Source organism: Niallia sp. M35 (genome assembly GCF_050971705.1).
In the GTDB taxonomy this organism is placed as follows: Bacteria; Bacillota; Bacilli; order Bacillales; family Cytobacillaceae; genus Niallia; species Niallia circulans_A.
In genome coordinates this window covers 256,559-276,980 of the sequence record NZ_JBPCEP010000001.1, presented here as the reverse complement: position 1 = coordinate 276,980, position 20,422 = coordinate 256,559, and the positions used below count along the sequence as shown (strand labels likewise).

Here is a 20,422-nt window from a genome sequence, read left to right as displayed (position 1 = left end):
AAAAAGGATGCCTCACTCATTTGGTTTATTCTCCACAGTTTCAAGTTAATAGCGGGAGAAAAGTTCATTCTCCAACTTAATTTTTTCTGTGGGACCTAAACCTATTGAGGAGACATCCTCCTTCTTTTTTTAAGGTTTGCTCTATTCAGTTTCCAAAAGATCAAAGGAACACAAACAAGCATACCAATCTCAGAAGGAATACAGTGAAACTAAGTCAGAGAAGATTTTTTTCTTCTCCATTTATCTTAGTTAATCATTCAGTCCTATACAGACAGCTGACTTCACATCTGCTTCTACAAATATCCAAAAGTTCTACCGCCATACTGTCCAATTAAGATCAAAACAAATGGAAAAGCATGTAATTACATGCTTTTCTACTTTTTATCAAATCTTGTTTTCTCTTTATCTAGGCTCCACAATGAGCTTGATGGCCGTTCGTTCCTCACCGTCAATGACGATATCAGTGAAGGCAGGAATACAAATTAAATCCACTCCGCTAGGTGCTACAAACCCTCTTGCGATAGCAACTGCTTTAACCGCTTGATTTAATGCACCTGCACCAATAGCCTGGATTTCTGCTCCACCTCTTTCACGTAGAACACCTGCAAGCGCACCAGCTACAGAATTGGGACTAGACTTTGCTGAAACCTTTAATATCTCCATTTCTAGCTCCTCCTTGTTTAACCCCCCCGCATGTTACATTAAATAATAATGAACATATCAGGATATATATCATTCCAATGTTACTATATTCCAAGTTTCATACACATATTCCAGCTTGGACATAAAAAATTAGAAAATATTTGTTTATACAAGATAGCTATATCCTCAAATAATTATCCTTTTATTACGAGAAAAATGGATGATCATCATTGATTAATATACGTTCTATTTTCTTTGCTTTCCCAGTCTTTTTATCTACTTCAATTAAACAGCCGCTTAATTGTGCTCTCCCACTTTTTGGCGGCTCGAAACGTGTTGGCAAATTGGTTAAGAAACGATTCAATACTAATTCCTTTTGCATTCCAAGAATCGCATCATATGGCCCTGTCATCCCAACATCGGCCATAAAGGCAGTTCCATTTGGAAGGATACGGTTATCAGCTGTTTGCACATGCGTATGTGTTCCCACAACAGCTGTTACTTTTCCATCTAAATACCATCCCATTGCTTGCTTTTCACTTGTCGCCTCTCCGTGGAAATCAACAAAAATAATATCAGTACGTTTTTTTGCTTCCTCCACTAAGCCATCAATCACAATAAATGGATCATCACTCGGATTCATAAATGTTCGCCCTTGTAAATTGATGACAGCTACTTCTATATCATTAATTTTAACAAACACCATGCCTTTTCCTGGATTATTTTCGGGAAAATTTGCAGGTCGTACTAAGTATTTTGCCTGATCGATGAATTCAAATATTTCGCGATTATCCCATGTATGGTTTCCCATTGTTATTGCTTGAGCACCAATTTCTAAAAAGCTTCGATAGATTTTTTCGGTGATACCTTTTCCGCCAGCAGCATTTTCGCCATTTATTATCGTCATCTGCGGACGGTATTTCTCCTTTAGCTTTGGTACGTACTCTTTAATCATATCTCGACCCATAGAGCCTACGACATCTCCAACAAATAAAATATGCATGTCTTTTTTCCTACTTTCTAATCTTCACTATGTAACAGTGTAACATATAATTGCCTGCGTTCCTAACTCGATTTTCCTTCTAAAAACTTTTGGAAGATAATGTTGCCAAACATAAAAAAACGGTGCAAACGCACCGTTTTTATTTTGCATATTCAACCGCTCTTGTTTCACGAATGACGGTTACTTTGATATGACCTGGATAATCTAATTCCTCTTCGATTTTCTTACGAATATCACGAGCTAATCGATGAGATTCTAAATCATCCACAAGATCAGGTTTCACCATGATTCGAATCTCACGACCTGCTTGAATAGCGAATGATTTCTCTACTCCATCATAAGACTCTGAAATTTCTTCTAATTTCTCAAGTCGGCGAATATAGTTTTCTAATGTTTCTCTTCGCGCTCCTGGTCTTGCAGCTGAAAGTGCGTCAGCAGCGGCTACTAGTACAGCGATAATTGAAGTTGGTTCTGTATCACCATGATGGGATGCGATACTATTGATCACAACTGGATGTTCTTTATACTTGGTAGCAAGTTCGACACCAATTTCCACATGGCTTCCTTCGACTTCATGGTCAATTGCTTTCCCTATATCATGAAGTAAGCCAGCTCTGCGGGCAAGAGTTTGATCCTCACCAAGTTCAGCAGCTAAAATTCCTGATAATTGTGCCACTTCCATACTATGCTTTAATACATTTTGTCCATAGCTTGTACGGAATTTTAGACGGCCGAGAATTTTAATTAAATCTGGATGTAATCCATGAACTCCGACCTCAAACGTAGTTTGTTCTCCGATCTCACGAATATGTTCATCCACTTCTCGACGAGCTTTATCAACCATTTCTTCAATACGAGCTGGATGAATACGTCCATCCTGGACGAGCTTATCTAACGCAAGTCTAGCAGTTTCACGTCTTATTGGATCAAAACCAGATAAAATTACTGCTTCTGGTGTATCATCAATAATTAAGTCAATTCCTGTTAATGTTTCAAGCGTTCGAATATTTCGCCCCTCACGGCCGATAATTCGCCCTTTCATTTCATCATTTGGAAGGTTAACAACGGAAACTGTAGTTTCTGCAACATGATCAGCTGCACAACGTTGGATTGCAAGTGACAAAATTTCTTTAGCCTTTTTATCTGCTTCTTCTTTCGCTCTAGTGTCACTTTCTTTAATCATTATCGCAATATCATGAGCAACTTCTTGCTCTGTACGCTCTAAAATGATGGATTTCGCCTCTTCTCGAGTTAATCCAGAAATGCGCTCTAGTTCTGTTTGCTGCTTGCGAACCATCTCGTCCACTTTGCTTTCCATCTCTTCCATATGCTGTTGTCTTTTATTAAGAGAATCGTCCCTCTTTTCTAACACTGATTCACGTTTATCTAACGCTTCTCCCTTGCGATCAAGATTTTCCTCTTTTTGCAATAAACGATTTTCTTGTTTTTGTAGTTCATTTCTTCGATCACGAACTTCTAGTTCTGCTTCACTACGAAGCTTGTGAATCTCATCCTTTGCTTCTAACAAAGCTTCTTTTTTCAATGCGTCTGCTTCACGCTTTGCATTCTCCATAATTTGTTCAGCAGTCAACGTTGCATTGCTAATTTTTGCATTAGCATTGGACTTTCGAATAAAATATACAACAAAGCCAACAACGGCAATAACGATTAGAATAAGCAAAATGGAGATGATTTTTATTAAATCCATCATTTTCACCTCCTCTTGCTATCAAATTGTGTTTGTTACGATTTTAAAAGTATTGGCTTAAAATGTTCCTTTTTTCAATCGAAATTTCCCTAGTCTTATAAAATGTTTTCTAGGTTTTCATACTTATAAAAATGTAAAATATACAATTTAATTGTATAGTTGTACCAATTTATTGTCAAGGCTTTGAACTAGTAGGATTAACCTAATTCTCATTGGCTATCTCCGTTATCATCTTCCTCTAACAATTGCTCTTTACTTCCTATATATGTATGAAATATCACCTTATTTAAAGCTAAACCTAACCTATCATCCGTATTATAGTCAGAAACTAAGCTTATTAAACCTAGGAAGTCCTTTATCCCACAGCCTCTTTTAAATACTTAAGTGGATTGAGAAGATTTTTTTACTTTCCAGATTACTAGATGGACAATAATTGCGTTTTTTGGGATCAGTCAGCTTGGAGCACCCAAAGAACGCTATCGAATACTTTTATAGAATAGCAACAAAAAAGATGGCAAACGGAAAAACCCGTCTCCCATCTTTCTTAACGATTAATCGATTAATTCAAATTGTTCATTCTCATCATTTTCAGGCTTTAATGTAACTTCTTTATCCAGCCCGTAATGATCGCGAATTTTCTTTTGAATTTCTAGGCGCATTTCTGGATTTTCTTTCAAGAATTGCTTCGCATTTTCACGGCCTTGCCCTAATCTTTCGTCATTGTAAGAATACCAAGCACCACTTTTTTGAACAATATCAAGTTCAGAACCAAGGTCAATGATCTCTCCTTCTTTTGAGATACCTTCACCATACATGATATCGACTTCTGCTACTTTGAAAGGTGGTGCTACTTTATTTTTTACCACTTTGATTTTTGTTTTGTTTCCTACCATATCTGTTCCTTGTTTTAACGTTTCAGCACGACGAACTTCTAGTCGGACAGATGAATAGAATTTTAGCGCACGTCCACCAGGAGTTGTCTCAGGATTTCCGAACATTACTCCAACTTTTTCACGAATTTGGTTAATGAAAATAGCAATCGTTTTTGATTTATTAATAGCACCAGATAACTTGCGAAGTGCCTGTGACATTAAACGCGCTTGAAGTCCAACGTGAGAATCTCCCATTTCGCCTTCAATTTCTGCTTTTGGTACAAGTGCTGCTACAGAGTCAATAACTAAAATATCAACTGCACCACTTCGTACTAATGCTTCCGCGATTTCTAACGCTTGTTCTCCGGTATCTGGTTGAGAAAGTAATAATTCATCAATATTAACGCCAAGCTTTTGGGCATAAACCGGATCCAATGCATGCTCTGCATCAATAAATGCTGCTTGTCCGCCATTTGCCTGAACCTCAGCAATAGCATGAAGCGCTACTGTTGTTTTCCCTGAACTTTCAGGACCATAAATTTCTACAATACGACCTCTTGGATATCCACCAACACCTAGGGCTGCATCTAAAGCTAAAGATCCACTTGGACTAGTAGAAATGACTCTATCTGCTTGCTCTCCCAGCTTCATGATACTACCTTTACCGAATTGCTTTTCTATTTGTTTTAACGCCATTTCTAATGCAGCTTGACGATCACTCAAATACGTTCTCCTCCTTATATAAAAAATGAATCTCACCAATCATGATTCATTCGTTGTTTAAAAGATTATATACTTAATATACCTTTTTTCCTTTCATTTGTACAGTAAAAAATCGAACATTCATTCGTTTTTTTATTTTCCAGCTGAAAGCAACCTTTCAAGGAAAAGATATCCTATTATTTATCTTCTAACATTTTCAATAAGAAATATTGACCGTATCTCACACTTCTAACTCGATTACCAGCTCTTGTTCCACTTAATGCTAACTTCTCTACTTTTGTCGGTTCACCGCTTTTAGCAATCCCAATATAAACGGTACCTACTGGGTTTCCTTCTAATTCATTTGGGCCTGCAACTCCTGTGAAGCTTATCCCAATGTCAGCTTTTAATAGACGTGCAACATTCTCCGCAAGTTCTTTCGCACATTGCTCGCTTACGACACCATGTTCTTTGATCGTCGACTCTTTTACTTGCAAGATTTGATGCTTTACTTCATTTGTATAGCAAACAATTCCGCCTTTAAAAATATTCCCAGCGCCTGGAATTCCTGTTATCTCTTGCTGAAACAGTCCTCCTGTCAGACTCTCTGCGGCTGCTAATGTTAAATTTTTCTTTAATAAAATATGAGAAAGCTCATTCATTAAAGTAGTGTCCTCATACCCATAGAAAAATTCTCCTACACGTGCGAATATTTCTTCTTCTGTTTTTACAATCAATTTATCTGCTTCTTCTATAGAATCATGCTTACATGTGATACGTAATGTTACCTCTCCATCTCCTGCGAGCGGGGCAATAGTCGGATTGGTCTGGGCATCAATTAAATCTTCTATTTTTGTTTCTAGCAGGGACTCCCCAATGCCAAAGAAGCGAAGCACGCGTGAAACAATGACATCTTTGCTTGTCATTTGCTTTTGTATTGCAGGAAATCCATATTTAACAAACATTGGCTGAATTTCTTTCGGTGGTCCTGGTAAAAGCATGTAAAAGCGACTGTCTTTTTTTAAAAACATCCCCGGTGCCATACCATGGTCATTTGGAAGAACGTCGCTTCCTTCTAATACTAATGCTTGCTTTTTATTATTTTCCGTCATCGTGCGTTTCGTTTTGACAAAATAGTCTTCAATGGAATCTAAAGCTGTTTTATCAAAAACCAACTCTTTCCCTATATGCTTGGCAATCGTTTCTTTCGTTAAATCGTCCTTTGTTGGACCTAATCCACCGGAGAAAATAAGCAATTGTGCTCGGCTTTCAGCGACTTTTATTGCTTCCTCTAAGCGAGCTGCATTATCTCCAACAACTGTATGATAATAAACATTTACTCCTAAGTCGGCTAAATGCTTGGATATAAATTGAGCATTTGTATTAGCAATTTGTCCAAGTAATAATTCTGAGCCAACAGCAATAATCTCTGCATTCATATAATGCTCCCCCTTTTTGTCTGTTCATAAAGAAAGGACGTCTCTTTATAAAGCAATATACGCTTGTCATAAATAGATGTCCTTATTTTTATTCCTCTATTTTATTTGGATGAAACAAAAGCCTGTTTATTTTTTGCAAAATAATCCCAGCCAGACCAAATCGTAAAGATCAAGGCAACCCATAGGGCAAGGATATCAAAAGGCAGTGAAATAAGTTCAAAAATCATATTATGTAATAAAAGCGCAGAAATCGCAACTATTTGGGCCCACGTTTTAATTTTCCCAAGCATATTTGCTGCAACTACCTCTCCGCCGCCAGCTAATATTAAACGTAAACCGGTTACTGCGAATTCTCTGCTAATAATAACAATCGTAATCCACGCAGGTGCCATCTGCAATCCTACTAAAACAATTAATGCAGATGAAACTAATAATTTATCTGCTAAAGGATCTAAAAACTTCCCTAAATCGGTTACTAGATTATACTTTCTCGCAAAGTGTCCATCAATCCAATCCGTTGTCGATGCTAGGATAAAAATCAAGGCACCGATAAAATGTGTCATCGGTAAGGTAACACCTAAAAATGTTAGTTCTCCCCATTGAAAGTCCACTAGCATGATGACTAGAAAGACGGGGATTAATAAAATTCTTGCTACGGTAATCTTATTTGGCAAATTCATCTTACATCCTCCATTACCATGACGTTAATCGCCACTTTCATTAAAAATAAATTAAAAACATTAGTATTATAACCTAAATACGATATAATAGCGAAAAATAGTCATCGAATCGATGACTATTCTTCTTTTATATTTTTAATAACAAGATCTTGTCTAGAAGATGAATCACCAAGGTCTATTTTTTCATCGTTGACAAAAACATCTACTTGGCTGTTTCCAATTACAATACGTGCTTCTGTCTCTTTTGATAAATCTTCTTCGTGTGATTCAGTTCCATCTTTTTCAAGGATACCTTGGAAAAAGGAATAGTTTTTGCCATTTTGGATATCAACCCAAACTTTTCCTGTTGCTACAAGCTTAACAACAAACTTCTCTGCATTTTTCACTTCATATGTTGTCTTTTTTCCAACTGTTTCTTTTTTGGTAATCTCTTGTTTTGGTGCCTCTTCTTCTACTTTCTTCTCTTCTTCTTCTACTACTTGTTCTTTCTCTTTATTAGCATCCTTATCAGTTACCTTTTCTTTTTCCTTTTTATTTAATGCATCTGATTTCATATAAACAGAATTCTGTTCCGCACCGCTATTAGACTGTTTTTCTGGATTTGAATCTTTCGCATACACAAAATACCAAACCAGAAAAGCAACAGCCAATACAAGAATAGCAATAAGAATAGTTGGCAAGATATCGAATACCTTTGAAGTGGCTCCGTCTATTGCGCTTCTTGAATTCACTCTCGATAAATTTTGCGGCAACTCATCATTTACCGTTGTTGGTACCTCAGCTTTATACTCTTCAAATATTTCTTCTGGAACCAAATCTACCGCTTCTGCGTATTGTTTGATAAATGCCCGTGTATAAAATTTACCTGGCATCATACTATAATTACCTTCTTCAATGCCAACTAAATAACGGACTTGAATTTTGGTAATCTCTTGTAATTCTTCTAACGTTAGTCCTTTAGCTTCTCTAGCTTCTTTTAATCGATTTCCTAATTCACTCACAAGATAACACCTTCCAACTTACTAAAAATCAAAACCCTCGAATTCACTTTCTAAGGCAAGAGTATTCTTTTTATGAACATCATAAAGAATCTCCTCGTCTGGCTCATGTCTTAGCTCAATAATATAATCAAAATCATCTAAAGTGTATTCTGTATTATGTACAAAGGCATCGGGATGTTCTACTACTTTTATACATGGCAGGCGCATCACTTCTCGAACAACCGCCCAATGTCGCTCATTAATCTGTTTGGAAGAAACAATACCATCAATGATAAATAAATTATTTTCATTATATTCTCCCTGCATTAAAGAATGGCGGATAGTCTGCTTTAGCAAAGTAGAACTCACTAAAAGCCATCTCTTATTTGCACAAACGCTTGCAGCCACTATGGACTCCGTTTTGCCTACCCGCGGCATCCCTCTAATACCTATTAATTTATGGCCTTCTGTCTTAAATAATTCCGCCATAAAATCTACTAGCAATCCAAGCTCATAACGAACAAAGCGAAATGTTTTTTTGTCATCTGCATCTCTTTGAATATAACGACCATGTCTTACTGCAAGTTTATCTCTTAAAGAAGGTTCTCTAAGCTTGATTACTTTTATTGTGTCCATTGTATAGAGAATAGATTCTAACCTTTTTATTTGTTCCTTATTTTTCGCTAACATTAATAAGCCGCGCCGTCCATCGTCTACCCCATTAATGGTGATAATATTAATTGAAAGCATTCCTAGTAATGAGGAAATCTCCCCTAGTAGGCCAGGTCGGTTTTTTTGAATTTCGTATTCTAAATACCATTCCTTCTGTTCCAAAAAAATCCTCCTACAACTAGCAAGTGAAATTTTCTAGTCTTTTAACTTCTATCATATAGGAATAGTATAAATAATCAAGAAAAAAGGGGTCAAAATAGAAAAAAAGATGGACTTTTTATAAGAAGGGTGCATTCTAGGAAAATAAAGCATTCATTTTAATCTAAAATCATTGTTTCAAAGCTATTTTTACTTGATTTATTTGCATGCTGCTTATGTTTGATCCGCCTCTTTTCTTCTACACTTTCTTGCTTTTGGTCACAGACAGGCTTCCCTTCTATTATCTAGATGCTCTTTTTCGAAGCACGTCATCACATTTTGGAATATTTTTCTGTTCCGAAAGGAAAGAAGCTCAATAAATAGCTTTTCTATTTATCGAGCTTCTTTGATTGCCACTAATAATTATTTTGTTCCGTTATTATGCACTAATTTTACCATCATATTTGCAATCGCATGTTGTTCTTTTTCATCTGCAACTGACCATAAATCGGATAAAATCTTTTCTTGTTCATTTTTAGGCTGAACTTGATTAGACAGATAATCTCCAATTTGAAAAGCAAGATCTCCTATTGCTTCTTGGTTCATTCCTTCATTTTCGGCATGATGAAGACGATCTGCTAAAAAGTCTTTCCATTGATCCCAATTTTCTAAAATAGACATCATGAATTACTCCTTCCATTGCTTAAGTGAATTACATCATTATTTTGGTTCGTTCGATGTAATAATATGCATGAAAATCTTTTGGAAAAGCTATCTATACATACCATCCCCCATTAAGAGAAAGGACTTGTCCTGTCATATAAGAAGATTTTTCCGATAATAGAAAGGCTACACTTTCTGCTACTTCTTGGGGACTTCCCAATCTCCCCATTGGGATTTCCTCTGCCATCAGCTGCATTTCTTCAGGCGAAAAAGATTGAAGCATGTTCGTTTCAATAGCGCCAGGAGCTACTGCATTCACCCGAATACCATTAAAGGCTACCTCTTTACTTAAGGCCTTCACAAAGCTAATTTGGGCACCCTTTACAGTAGAATAGGCAACTTCCATTGCTGCTCCTACTTGACCCCATATACTTGTGATCACAATAATATTACCATATTGTCTCGAAAGCATTTTTGGTAATAAAGCTTTTGTTATACACATTAATGAATGGATATGGACATTCCATAGGGCTTTCATTTCTCCCTCTTCCATATCTGTAAATAAACCATATGTACTTATGCCACTTGCGTGAACAATTCCATCTATTGTGAAAATACTTTCGAGAATTTTTTGGTAGTCATTTTCTTGTTGTAATTCTGCTTGTATGGGTAAGTATTCTCCCCCATTCACTGCTAGCACTTCTAACAGTTCCTTTATTGCTTTTTCATTTTGATGATAGTGTAAGTAAAGCGAATAGCCTTCTTTTGCTAATTGTTTTGCAATCGCTTGTCCAATTCCACCAGATGCACCGGTAATTAAAATCCATTTCCCCATTGTCTTTTTCACTCCATTTACTTTTACCTATAAACCTAAACAGCAACAGACACAAAGAAATAAATTTCTTTGTGTCTACTTATCATTATTTCGGCACTACTTGGCAAGATGTTATTCTTTCTTCTGCTAATAATTTATTAGCCGCATTTTTTATATCCTCAACTGTAATTTCTTCAACTGCAGGTACCACATCAAATAAATTCATTTCATTGAAAGCATAGCGTGTAAATTGGTTAGCGATATATTCTGGTGAATTAATCGCACGTAAGAAAGCGCCAATTTTCTTTTTCTTCGTTCTTTCTAACGTCTCGCTGGCGAAATCGGTTGTTTTAGCTTTCATTAAAATTTCTTTAATTGCCGTTTCTAACCGATCAGGATCACTCGTATCTCCGCCAATCATCGCAAATCCAAATCCGTGTTCCTGTGTGTAATCATAAGAAAAAGTATCATCAATTAAGCCTTCTTGGAAAAGATTTTGGTAGTTTTCAGAGCTTTCACTAAATAGGAAATCTAATAATAAATTGATGCTCCACTCTTGTTTCATCATTTCCTTTCCGGAATGCTCTACATCGATTCCTTTTATTCCAACAAGACATTTAGAAGTGTGGACATTCATTTTTAGTACTTGCTTGTCCTTATTAACATGTGCAGGTTCTTCTTTAAATTTGCGTTGAATTTCACTGTGATTTGTATAATCTTTTTTGCTTTGATTTTCTCTTATCTGAGCCATATACTCTTCTGGATCAACTGGTCCCACAATGAAAAGAAGCATATTGCTTGGGTGGTAGAAAGTATTATAGCACTCATATAACATATCTTTTGTGATATGTGAGATGGATTCAATCGTTCCAGCAATATCAATTTTCACAGGATGATGGACATACATATTTTCAATTAGTCCAAAATATAGACGCCAATCTGGATTATCATCATACATCGTAATTTCTTGCCCGATAATTCCTTTTTCTTTTTCTACCGTTTTTTCCGTAAAGTATGGTTCCTGTACAAAATTAATAAGTGTTTCCAGATTATTAGCTACATTAGAGGTACTAGAGAACAAATAGGCTGTTCTTGTAAAAGACGTAAAAGCGTTAGCGCTTGCCCCCTGTTTACTAAAATCTTGAAAAACATCACCGTCTTCTTTTTCAAAAAGCTTATGCTCTAAGAAATGAGCAATTCCATCAGGAACTTGAGTGAATTCAGATCCCTCAAGAGGAATAAAGGTGTTATCTACAGAACCATAATTTGTTGTGAATGTACAAAACGTCTTATTAAACCCTTTTTTCGGCAAAATATATACCTTTAAGCCATTTGCTAATTTTTCATAATATAGTTCTTCTTGCAATTGAGCAAATTCTATTTTTTCCATTATGCATTCCCCTCCGATCCCGTTAAGAAATAAATGGTGTCTAGTTCGATCTTCTTAGCGGCAGCAATGATTTCCTCTCGGGAAACTTTACTCATATATTGAAGCCAATCGCCCATCTCTACATAATTATCACTTACGCTATTATGGTAGAACAGTTCAATCATGCCACGGGAAGTATCTAATGTTTCCAGCATTTGATTATGAATCACCGCTTTTGTCTGCATTATTTCTTGATCGGAAAATTCGCCTTTTTTCATTAACTCCATTTGTTCCTTAATAATCTTAACTGCCTTATCGTAATTGTTATTATCTATTCCTGACATTACTAAAAGCAACCCTTTATGACTTTCTAAACGACTTGCTGCATAATAGGCAAGGCTTTCTTTTTCCCTGACATTAATAAATAGCTTGGAATGCGAGAACCCGCCATAAATGCCATTGAGTACTTGAAGGGCAAAATATTCTGGATCTCCATAAACAATATTTGTGCGAAATCCCATATTTAGTTTTCCCTGTTTAATATCTTGTACTTCACGAACTTCTTTTACTTTCTTAGTTTCATATGATTTTCTACGATCAATTGATTGTGCCGTTCTTTCTTTAAATGGAAATAATTCCTCAATATAGGCTCCTACCTCTTCTTCTTTAATATCGCCGACCATATACAAATCAATCTGATCTTCTGCTAACGCTTTTGTATAATAGTCGTAAAGGGATTGTGGGGTAATGCTATCAACCTCGTCTTTTTCACCGTAAACACTTAGTGCATAAGGCTCGTTTTCACACATAACATCAATTACTCGTTGATTCGAATATCGCATTTTATCATCATAGATGGATTGAATTCTTTGCTTTAATGCACGTTTTTCATTATCTATGACATTCTGGTCAAAACCACTTTCTGATACATTTGGCTGAAAGATAACCTCCGATAAAAATTCCAACCCTTTTTTTAATAAAGGAGCTGGGTCTGAGAGAAACTTTTCGTTTGCAATTTCTAAAGAGAAAGAAACAATGTGGTATTCCCCTTTTTTAGCAAGATCGATAAAAAAAGTAGCTCCATACAATTCTTCTATAAAGGAACGAAGCTTTGCCGTTGTCGGAAATTTCTTCGTACTATTTTGCATCACATAAGGAAGAAGAGCCCTGTGTGTTGAATTTTCTTTTGTAATAGGGGTTCGCCATTTCATCACAATCGTATTCGTTTTAAATTTTTCTGTCTTTACTGTATGTAATTGAAAGCCGCTATATTTTGTAATTTTTTCCGTTGCTACACTCATAACATACCTCCTCATATACTTACACTCATCATACACTACTTACTAGTATTTACTCTATTTATAAGGTTATTCTCATAAAGTCTAGATTAGGTGATTTTCCTTTAAACTTACATCATCTCCTTTGCTTATTTCTATTCCTTCTTTATTGTATAACCTAAACTCATACTGATAGGATTTCGCCTCTATTTCTGAAAGTCTTTCATCAAACGTTTCCATTGAAAATTTGTTTAAAGATACCTTTTTTCTCTCCTTCCAGTCATTATTTATGATTAAGTCAATCGAACATACACTTCACTTGTCCCATCTGATAGGAAAAGAAAAAGTGGTGTGCGCTCATCCTCTATCGGAACAGTGTAGGTAGTAACTCCATAAGATAGGTATAGTTCCCTTTGGAATCTTTTTCAAACTTAATAATTCCCTGTCCCTCCCCATTTGTAAAAGCAGCGATTCTAGTCTTTTCTATATCAAAAATATCAATAATTTTAATATTAGTTTTCTCTTGCAATAAGTCACTTTTCATAATCAACTTTGTAATAGAAGCTTCATCATTGCCATAAACAGGACGATTATTCCATAATAGTCCGATTACAAGCATAAGCAATACACTACTAAATAAAATTAATAGATTCTTTATGCTCATTTATTTTCCTGGCTTTATAAAAAATTCTCATTATTATCAAAATATCATTCAAAAGAAGCTTATTCAATAAAAAACAAGAAAATAATTCCAGATTATACTTTTTCCTTTAAAGAGACGATTATTTCTCATGAAAACAGGAAAAAAATAAAGAAAAGAAGAAAGGGAGAGGTGCACAATGCCAAAACTTGTTTTGATTCGCCATGGAGAAAGTCTTTGGAATGTGGAAAATCGTTTTACTGGTTGGACAGATATTGAACTGTCAGAAAAAGGGTTAACAGAAGCAAGGGAAGCTGGAATTATTCTCCATCATAACGGCTACACATTTGATATTGCATATACATCCTATTTAAAAAGAGCAATTCGGACATTATGGATTATTCTCGATGAAATGGACAGTATGTGGATTCCTATACATAAAACGTGGAAATTAAATGAACGTCATTATGGTGCTTTGCAAGGACTCAATAAAAAAGAAACAGCTGATCAATATGGGCTTGACCAAGTTCAAAAATGGAGAAGATCCATGGATATCAGACCGCCAGCTTTAAATAAAGATGATCCCCGTTACAATATCGACGATCCAAGGTATCAACAGCTCGAAGAAGGCGACTTTCCTTTAACGGAAAGTCTTGCCGATACGGAGAAAAGAGTCTTAACTTTCTGGGATCAAGAAATTGCACCTATGTTACGCAACAATAAAAAAATAATAATTGCAGCGCATGGTAATACAATTCGCGCTATTATTCATTATTTAGATAACGTTTCACCAGATGGGATTGCGTCTTTAAACATTCCAACAAGCATTCCATTAGTATATGAATTAGATGATAACTCTTTAAATCCTATGCGCCATTATTATTTAGATATGAATGGCGAAGTTCCTGCAGATGTGATTCCTAAACATATTCCAATTGAATTATTAGATAAAGAATTTAAAACCAAGGCAATTAATACACATGAAGAATAAGAAGCATCAGGTAAATTACTAAGTGAAATGAATAAATAAAAAGAGACTCCACTTGTGCTGCACCCTAAAAAGTCAGAATTGGTTCGTCTAACTTTTGGGGTGCACATCAGCTTGAAGTCTCTTTTTCATTTCCTAAAGGATTATCTGCTACCTTTAATATAAGGAACACCAGAAGCTTTTGGTGCATCTGCACGACCGATAAAGCCTGTTAATGCAACAATAGTTAATACATATGGGGCAATTAACAAGTAAACGCTCGGAATGTTTTCTAAGAACGGTAGGCTGCTTCCAACAATACTTAAGCTTTGAGCAAAACCGAAGAAAATCGCAGCTCCCATTGCTCCAAGCGGATTCCATTTTCCGAAGATCAGGGCGGCAAGTGCCATGAACCCTTGTCCGCTAATGGTCGCATGGGTAAAATCATTTGTAATCGACTGGGCAAAAACACCGCCGCCTATTCCACCAAATGCACCAGAGAGAATAACTGCAACATACCGCATTTTAGTTACGTTAATACCCATTGTATCTGCAGCCATCGGGTGTTCTCCAACAGAACGAAGGCGTAACCCGAATGGCGTTTTATACATAACAAACCAAACAATAATAGCAACAACAATAGCTAAGTAAGAAGTCCAATAAGTATTAGAGAAAAATAAGTCTCCAATCACAGGGATGTCCTTTAATAGCGGAATATCAATTTTCTTAAAGCTATAACGAATGGTACCTGTTTGTCCCTTTCCATCATAGATTAATTTCACTAAGAACATAGCAAGACCAGCTGCTAGTAGGTTAATCGCTACACCAGAAACCGTTTGGTCGGCACGGAATGTAATACTTGCCACCGCATGAAGGATGGAAAATAAAGCTCCCACAACCATTGCGACAAGTAAAGAAACCCAAGGTGTCCAAGCGCCCAGACTATCAGCAAATGTTAAATTAAAAACAATGGAGGAGAAAGCTCCCATTACCATTAAACCTTCTAATCCAATATTAACTACCCCTGCTCTTTCAGAAAAGTTCCCGCCAAGTGCAGTAAAAATTAGTGGAGCAGCAAACAATAGCGAAGAAGGTATGACAATTAATAATACGTCCATTAATCCCATTTACTTCTCCCCCTTTTTACTTTTATTTTTACTTAATCGTTCTAAAAATAAGCGAATCATATAGCTTGAAGCAACAAAGAATACGATTAAAGCAATAATGATATCAACCATCTCATTCGGTACTCCAGCTTCAAGCGGCATATTTAATGCCCCTACTTTTAAGAAACCGAACAAGCATGCAGCAAGCAAGATTCCGACTGGGCCATTTGCTCCAAGTAAAGCAACGGCAATCCCATCAAATCCAACCCCTGTAAATCCACCTTTATTACTCACATATTCAAATGTTCCTAAACCTTCCATCGCTCCTGCAAGACCCGCAAAAGCACCAGAAATGACCATGGAAAGAATAATATTACGGTTAACATTCATACCAGCATATTGGGAGGCATTCTGATTAAATCCAACAGCCTTTAATTCATATCCTTTTACTGTTTTTTCTAAAATAATCCACATAAGAATAGCGCATCCAATTGCGATTAAGATTCCCCAGTGCATCCGGGAATAGTCTGTTAAGCTTTCTAAGAACCCAGAACGCAGACTAGCAGTGGGCGCAATATTTTCTGTACGGTCTGCTTTATCTGTAAGCACATTTCGGATTAAATAGTTGGATACATGTAATGCGACATAGTTCATCATAATACTTACGATAACTTCATGTACTCTAAATCGTGCCTTTAAAAAGCCTGGTACAAATGCCCACAGCGCACCAGCCGCAGCAGCAGCTAATACAGCAAGTGGTAAATGAATAATTTTGGGTAAATCAAAGGAAATCCCTACCCAAACTGCAGCAAGCCAGCCAACAATTAATTGCCCTTCAACCCCAATATTGAATAATCCAGTACGAAAAGCGAAGGCAACTGCAAGACCTGCAAGAATTAACGGAGTAATTTGGCGTACTACTTCTCCAGTAAAATAAATATCACCAAATGCTCCATTCCAAAGGGCTGTATATGCATCCGCAGGATTATAACCTGTTGCAAACATGATAATCGTCCCAACAATAACCCCTAATAATACGGCAATAATTGGAATACTAATTTTCTTTATTGTATTAGACATTATTCTCCACACCCACTTTTTTAGCTTTCGATCCTGCCATTAATAAACCTAGCTCTTGTTCTGTTGTTGTTTTTGGATCCACTGTTGCAATAATTTCTCCATCAAAAATAACAGCAATGCGGTCACTAACATTTAAAATTTCATCTAATTCAAAGGAAATCAACAATACCGCTTTTCCTTTATCTCTTTGTTCGATTAATCGTCGATGAATAAATTCAATCGCCCCTACATCCAGTCCCCTAGTAGGCTGGGCTGCGATAAGCAAATCAGGGTCACGATCTACTTCTCTACCAATGATTGCCTTCTGCTGGTTCCCCCCAGATAGAGCTCTCGCTGGTGTGTGAATACTTGGTGTTCGAACATCAAATTCTTCGATTAATTTACTCGCTTTTTTCTCAATTTCGCCTTGGTTCAAAAAGCCATATTTAGAAAATGGGGTTTTGTAATAGGTCTGTAAAGCCATATTTTGTCCAATCGAAAAGTCAAGAACTAAACCGTGTTTATGGCGATCCTGCGGAATATGACCAATCCCACTTTCCGTAATTTTTCTTGGAGAAAGAACACTGATTTCTTTGCCGTTAAGTGTAATGCTTCCACTGTTTTTCTTCATTAAACCAGTAATCGCCTCAATCAGCTCTGATTGACCATTGCCATCTACCCCAGCAATCCCGACAATTTCACCTGCTTTAACATCTAGGTTAAGAGAGTTGACTACATGGACACCACGACTATCTTTTACAGTTAAATCAGAAATTTTTAATACTGTTTCTTTCGGATTTGGTGCTTTCTTTTCTGTTTTAAAGGAAACTTCACGACCAACCATTAAGTTCGCAAGTTCATTTGGGTTTGTATCTTTTACATTATAAGTGCCAATACCTTCCCCTTTTCTGATAACCGTAACACGATCACATACTTCCATAATTTCTTTTAATTTATGGGTAATAAGGATAATGGACTTGCCCTCTTGAATTAACTTACGGAAGATACCAATTAATTCGGCAATTTCCTGTGGAGTTAAAACAGCTGTTGGCTCATCAAAAATCAAAATTTCCGCTCCGCGATATAACGTTTTTAAGATCTCTACTCTCTGTTGCATTCCAACAGAAATATTTGCAATCTTCGCCTTCGGATCAACTGCCAATCCATAACGCTCTGAAATTTCCTGTACTTCTCTTTCTGCTTTTTTTAAATCAATTTTTCCTTTGCTGACTGTTTCTTTTCCCAAAATAATATTTTCTGTCACGGTAAAGGTATCAATTAACATAAAATGCTGATGAACCATTCCGATTCCTAAATCATTCGCAATATTTGGATTAGAAATATTTACGACCTTCCCACGCGCACGAATTTCCCCTTTTTCTGGCTGATATAAGCCAAAAAGAACGTTCATTAGCGTAGATTTTCCTGCACCATTTTCCCCTAAAAGTGCGTGAATCTCACCTTTTTTTACTTGAAGGGTAATATTGTTGTTGGCAACAATACCAGGGAATTCTTTACGAATATTTAACATCTCGATTACATATTCCATCTAATCCACTCCTTCTTACTTACCTTACAAGATAAATGTTTTAAAGCTTAAAATACACGTATGATGTCAAAGAAATTTATTTTCTAAAACAATCCACAAAGGAAATTATGTAATTTTTATATTACGATAATTTCGACATATAAAATTTTTAATAAAGACTAGAATAAACTTCTACTCTTTAGTTAAAATTCTATTTTTTGTCGTAAAAAAGGAATAAGTGTTTGCCATGCAAACCACTTATTCCTGGAAAATTAGCAATTGCTATTTACTTAACAGTATCAGGAACAGTGTACTCACCGTTTTTAATTTTAGCAGTCCATTCTTTAACAGCTGCATCAATTTCTGCTTTCTTTTTAACTTCTTCATTAATTGGTGCAAGACCTACACCATCTTCTTTTAAACCATAAACAGTAGTTTCTCCACCTGGGAATTTACCGTCTTTTGCTTTAGTAGAAATATCTTGTACCGCTGTGGAAACACCTTTTAATGCAGAAGTTAACACAATGTTATGATCTCCTACAACACCTTCTGCTACCTGATCAGAGTCAACACCGATTGCCCAAATATATTTTGAAGGGTCTTTTTCTTTTAAATCACGAGCTTCAGAGAATAATCCAGCACCAGTACCACCAGAAGCATGGAATACTACATCCGCGCCTGAAGAATACATTTTGCTTGCAATTGTTTTACCAAGTTCAGGTTTATCAAATGCACCAGCATATTGTACGTCTACCTTAATATTAGGGTCTACCGCTTTAACACCATCAACAAATCCAGCTTCGAAGCGTCCAATTACATCTCCTTCAACCCCGCCAATAAATCCAATTTTTTTAGATTCCGTTGCATGAGCCGCTGCAACACCAGCTAAGAAAGAAGCTTCTTGTTCTTTAAAAGTAATGCTTGCTACATTAGGTTGGTCAACTACAGCATCAACAATTGCAAAATGTGCATCTTTTTGTTGTTGAGAAATTTCTGAAATTGCACCTTCCATTAAAAATCCGATTCCAAATACCAAATTATAGCCTTGACGAGATAAGTTATTTAAATTAGTAGCATAATCTGAATCTGACTGTGATTGTTGGTAATCAATACCATTACCTTTTGATAAGCCATTCTCTTTACCAAATGCTTGTAAACCTTCCCAAGCTGATTGGTTAAATGATTTATCATCAACACCACCGACATCTGTTACCATTGCAACTTTAAATGAGTCTTTCTCTTTATTTCCATCTGCTGCTTTATCGTTATCCTTGTCATTACTTCCACAAGCACTTAATACAGTTCCAGCAGCTAGTACTAAAGATAGTGCTAAGCCAAATTTACGCTTCTTCAAAGCTTGTACCCCCTAGACTTTTTTGTTATTTAGTTAAACTTTTTACGATTAGTTTGTTCAGCTTCTACGAGTAAATTCGTTTTCTTAAAACTTGAAAGCTAAACTTATCGGATCGAAAATAATTTACTGAATAAAGAATCGGTTCATCCTTCTCATCATAATGCATCTGTTTTAAAACAAGCAGTGCAGTTTCTGGTTCACATTGCAGAATGGGAGATACTTTATCGTGATATCCTATCGGCTCGATTTGTGCAACAGCGTATGTAATATGTCTTTGGCTATCCGATTCCAAGAATTGAAAAATTGATTCTTGATCGTATGAAAATCGTTCAGGCAAAATTTTCTGTGGCAATTTATCCATACAATATACAACCGGTTCGCCATTAGCTGTTCGAACTCTTTCGATAACAAGCATTTCCTCCCCTTGTGATGCAGAGAAGCGTGTCGAGTCTTCTTCAGTAGCGAACATCGTATTTGAGCTTAGAAATATGGTGCCTGGATTCATACCTGCCTGCTTAATCATATTCGTGACACTATTCAATTGTTCTATGCCAGAATTAAACAATGGTTTACAGTTAACAAAAGTGCCAACACCGTGTCTTCTGACAATGACATTTTCTTCTTCCAATGTGCGTAGTGCCTCTCTTAAAGTGGCCCGACTCACACCTAAAGTTTTTGCAAGTTCGAATTCTGAGGGGAATTTTTCTTTTTCTTTATAAATTCCTAACTCAATATCTTTTTTTAGACGATCTACTACTTGCAAATATAAATGTCTCGTATCCGATTTAATTAGCATATGATGTTCCTCC

At 36.2% G+C, this 20,422-nt stretch carries 19 protein-coding genes; 1 reads left to right on the top strand and 18 read right to left on the bottom strand.

Translation table 11 applies throughout. From position 1 onward, the window contains the following. Window positions 1–402: 402 nt before the first annotated feature. The 13 genes from spoVS to NiCM35_RS01260 form a co-directional block, all read right to left on the bottom strand. Complete coding sequence (gene spoVS, locus NiCM35_RS01320) at window positions 403–663, bottom strand: stage V sporulation protein SpoVS (RefSeq protein ID WP_016201204.1); 261 nt, start codon at window positions 661–663, stop codon at window positions 403–405. Between the two features lie 184 nt (window positions 664–847). Continuing rightward, a complete protein-coding gene (locus tag NiCM35_RS01315; protein ID WP_095329248.1) occupies window positions 848–1,645 on the bottom strand; it encodes a TIGR00282 family metallophosphoesterase in 798 nt (265 codons plus the stop codon). Window positions 1,646–1,784: 139 nt separating this feature from the next. Continuing rightward, window positions 1,785–3,353: a ribonuclease Y gene (rny, locus tag NiCM35_RS01310; RefSeq protein WP_047940071.1), complete on the bottom strand. Its 1,569-nt coding sequence runs from the start codon at window positions 3,351–3,353 to the stop codon at window positions 1,785–1,787. Between the two features lie 551 nt (window positions 3,354–3,904). Continuing rightward, complete coding sequence (recA, locus tag NiCM35_RS01305) at window positions 3,905–4,948, bottom strand: recombinase RecA (protein ID WP_095329247.1); 1,044 nt, start codon at window positions 4,946–4,948, stop codon at window positions 3,905–3,907. A gap of 176 nt (window positions 4,949–5,124) precedes the next feature. Beyond that, window positions 5,125–6,366, bottom strand: coding sequence for a competence/damage-inducible protein A (locus NiCM35_RS01300; protein WP_123257483.1), 1,242 nt, complete (start codon window positions 6,364–6,366; stop codon window positions 5,125–5,127). 101 nt (window positions 6,367–6,467) lie between these two features. Further along, window positions 6,468–7,046, bottom strand: a complete 579-nt coding sequence (gene pgsA, locus NiCM35_RS01295) for a CDP-diacylglycerol--glycerol-3-phosphate 3-phosphatidyltransferase (protein ID WP_095329245.1) — start codon at window positions 7,044–7,046, stop codon at window positions 6,468–6,470. 116 nt (window positions 7,047–7,162) lie between these two features. Then, the gene (locus NiCM35_RS01290) at window positions 7,163–8,047 is read right to left on the bottom strand and encodes a helix-turn-helix domain-containing protein (protein ID WP_123259581.1); all 885 of its coding nucleotides are present in this window, start codon (window positions 8,045–8,047) and stop codon (window positions 7,163–7,165) included. 21 nt (window positions 8,048–8,068) lie between these two features. Continuing rightward, entirely contained in the window at window positions 8,069–8,860 is a 792-nt protein-coding gene (locus NiCM35_RS01285) for a YmfK family protein (protein ID WP_095329243.1), read from the bottom strand. 399 nt (window positions 8,861–9,259) lie between these two features. Then, complete coding sequence (locus NiCM35_RS01280; RefSeq protein WP_047940065.1) at window positions 9,260–9,517, bottom strand: DUF3243 domain-containing protein; 258 nt, start codon at window positions 9,515–9,517, stop codon at window positions 9,260–9,262. A 94-nt stretch (window positions 9,518–9,611) separates the two neighbouring features. Then, window positions 9,612–10,334 (bottom strand): elongation factor P 5-aminopentanone reductase, encoded by a 723-nt coding sequence (gene ymfI / locus NiCM35_RS01275; protein ID WP_433778322.1) that lies wholly within the window; start codon window positions 10,332–10,334, stop codon window positions 9,612–9,614. Window positions 10,335–10,419: 85 nt separating this feature from the next. Next, window positions 10,420–11,703, bottom strand: coding sequence for an EF-P 5-aminopentanol modification-associated protein YfmH (gene yfmH / locus NiCM35_RS01270; RefSeq protein ID WP_433778320.1), 1,284 nt, complete (start codon window positions 11,701–11,703; stop codon window positions 10,420–10,422). Further along, complete coding sequence (yfmF, locus tag NiCM35_RS01265; protein WP_123257480.1) at window positions 11,703–12,983, bottom strand: EF-P 5-aminopentanol modification-associated protein YfmF; 1,281 nt, start codon at window positions 12,981–12,983, stop codon at window positions 11,703–11,705. Before yfmF ends, yfmH begins: the two co-directional genes overlap by 1 nt. A 340-nt stretch (window positions 12,984–13,323) precedes the next feature. Next, on the bottom strand, window positions 13,324–13,623 hold the full coding sequence (locus NiCM35_RS01260) for a hypothetical protein (protein WP_123257479.1): 300 nt from the start codon (window positions 13,621–13,623) through the stop codon (window positions 13,324–13,326). A gap of 175 nt (window positions 13,624–13,798) precedes the next feature. On the opposite strand from NiCM35_RS01260, the gene gpmA reads away from it, so the two are divergent. Continuing rightward, window positions 13,799–14,590 (top strand): 2,3-diphosphoglycerate-dependent phosphoglycerate mutase, encoded by a 792-nt coding sequence (gpmA, locus tag NiCM35_RS01255; RefSeq protein ID WP_095329238.1) that lies wholly within the window; start codon window positions 13,799–13,801, stop codon window positions 14,588–14,590. A 140-nt stretch (window positions 14,591–14,730) separates the two neighbouring features. On the opposite strand, the gene NiCM35_RS01250 is transcribed toward gpmA, so the two are convergent. The 5 genes from NiCM35_RS01250 to NiCM35_RS01230 form a co-directional block, all read right to left on the bottom strand. Further along, window positions 14,731–15,693 carry an ABC transporter permease gene (locus NiCM35_RS01250; protein ID WP_095329237.1) on the bottom strand — a complete coding sequence of 321 codons (963 nt, stop codon included), beginning with the start codon at window positions 15,691–15,693 and terminating at the stop codon, window positions 14,731–14,733. Beyond that, complete coding sequence (locus tag NiCM35_RS01245; RefSeq protein WP_095329236.1) at window positions 15,694–16,752, bottom strand: ABC transporter permease; 1,059 nt, start codon at window positions 16,750–16,752, stop codon at window positions 15,694–15,696. After that, window positions 16,745–18,280 carry an ABC transporter ATP-binding protein gene (locus NiCM35_RS01240; protein WP_123257477.1) on the bottom strand — a complete coding sequence of 512 codons (1,536 nt, stop codon included), beginning with the start codon at window positions 18,278–18,280 and terminating at the stop codon, window positions 16,745–16,747. Before NiCM35_RS01240 ends, NiCM35_RS01245 begins: the two co-directional genes overlap by 8 nt. A 265-nt stretch (window positions 18,281–18,545) precedes the next feature. Beyond that, entirely contained in the window at window positions 18,546–19,613 is a 1,068-nt protein-coding gene (locus tag NiCM35_RS01235; protein WP_095329234.1) for a BMP family lipoprotein, read from the bottom strand. Between the two features lie 64 nt (window positions 19,614–19,677). Further along, window positions 19,678–20,409, bottom strand: coding sequence for a GntR family transcriptional regulator (locus NiCM35_RS01230; RefSeq protein WP_095329233.1), 732 nt, complete (start codon window positions 20,407–20,409; stop codon window positions 19,678–19,680). Window positions 20,410–20,422: the final 13 nt, after the last annotated feature.

What these genes read in the sequence shown, in the direction of transcription:
- NiCM35_RS01250 (WP_095329237.1), bottom strand. Translation starts at nt 15,693, where the DNA reads ATGGGATTAATGGACGTATTATTAATTGTCATACCTTCTTCGCTATTG.
- NiCM35_RS01240 (WP_123257477.1), bottom strand. Translation starts at nt 18,280, where the DNA reads ATGGAATATGTAATCGAGATGTTAAATATTCGTAAAGAATTCCCTGGT.
- NiCM35_RS01245 (WP_095329236.1), bottom strand. Translation starts at nt 16,752, where the DNA reads ATGTCTAATACAATAAAGAAAATTAGTATTCCAATTATTGCCGTATTA.
- NiCM35_RS01260 (WP_123257479.1), bottom strand. Translation starts at nt 13,623, where the DNA reads ATGAGCATAAAGAATCTATTAATTTTATTTAGTAGTGTATTGCTTATG.
- NiCM35_RS01315 (WP_095329248.1), bottom strand. Translation starts at nt 1,645, where the DNA reads ATGCATATTTTATTTGTTGGAGATGTCGTAGGCTCTATGGGTCGAGAT.
- NiCM35_RS01300 (WP_123257483.1), bottom strand. Translation starts at nt 6,366, where the DNA reads ATGAATGCAGAGATTATTGCTGTTGGCTCAGAATTATTACTTGGACAA.
- rny (WP_047940071.1), bottom strand. Translation starts at nt 3,353, where the DNA reads ATGGATTTAATAAAAATCATCTCCATTTTGCTTATTCTAATCGTTATT.
- gpmA (WP_095329238.1), top strand. Translation starts at nt 13,799, where the DNA reads ATGCCAAAACTTGTTTTGATTCGCCATGGAGAAAGTCTTTGGAATGTG.
- NiCM35_RS01230 (WP_095329233.1), bottom strand. Translation starts at nt 20,409, where the DNA reads ATGCTAATTAAATCGGATACGAGACATTTATATTTGCAAGTAGTAGAT.
- pgsA (WP_095329245.1), bottom strand. Translation starts at nt 7,046, where the DNA reads ATGAATTTGCCAAATAAGATTACCGTAGCAAGAATTTTATTAATCCCC.
- NiCM35_RS01280 (WP_047940065.1), bottom strand. Translation starts at nt 9,517, where the DNA reads ATGTCTATTTTAGAAAATTGGGATCAATGGAAAGACTTTTTAGCAGAT.
- ymfI (WP_433778322.1), bottom strand. Translation starts at nt 10,334, where the DNA reads ATGGGGAAATGGATTTTAATTACCGGTGCATCTGGTGGAATTGGACAA.
- yfmH (WP_433778320.1), bottom strand. Translation starts at nt 11,703, where the DNA reads ATGGAAAAAATAGAATTTGCTCAATTGCAAGAAGAACTATATTATGAA.
- yfmF (WP_123257480.1), bottom strand. Translation starts at nt 12,983, where the DNA reads ATGAGTGTAGCAACGGAAAAAATTACAAAATATAGCGGCTTTCAATTA.
- spoVS (WP_016201204.1), bottom strand. Translation starts at nt 663, where the DNA reads ATGGAGATATTAAAGGTTTCAGCAAAGTCTAGTCCCAATTCTGTAGCT.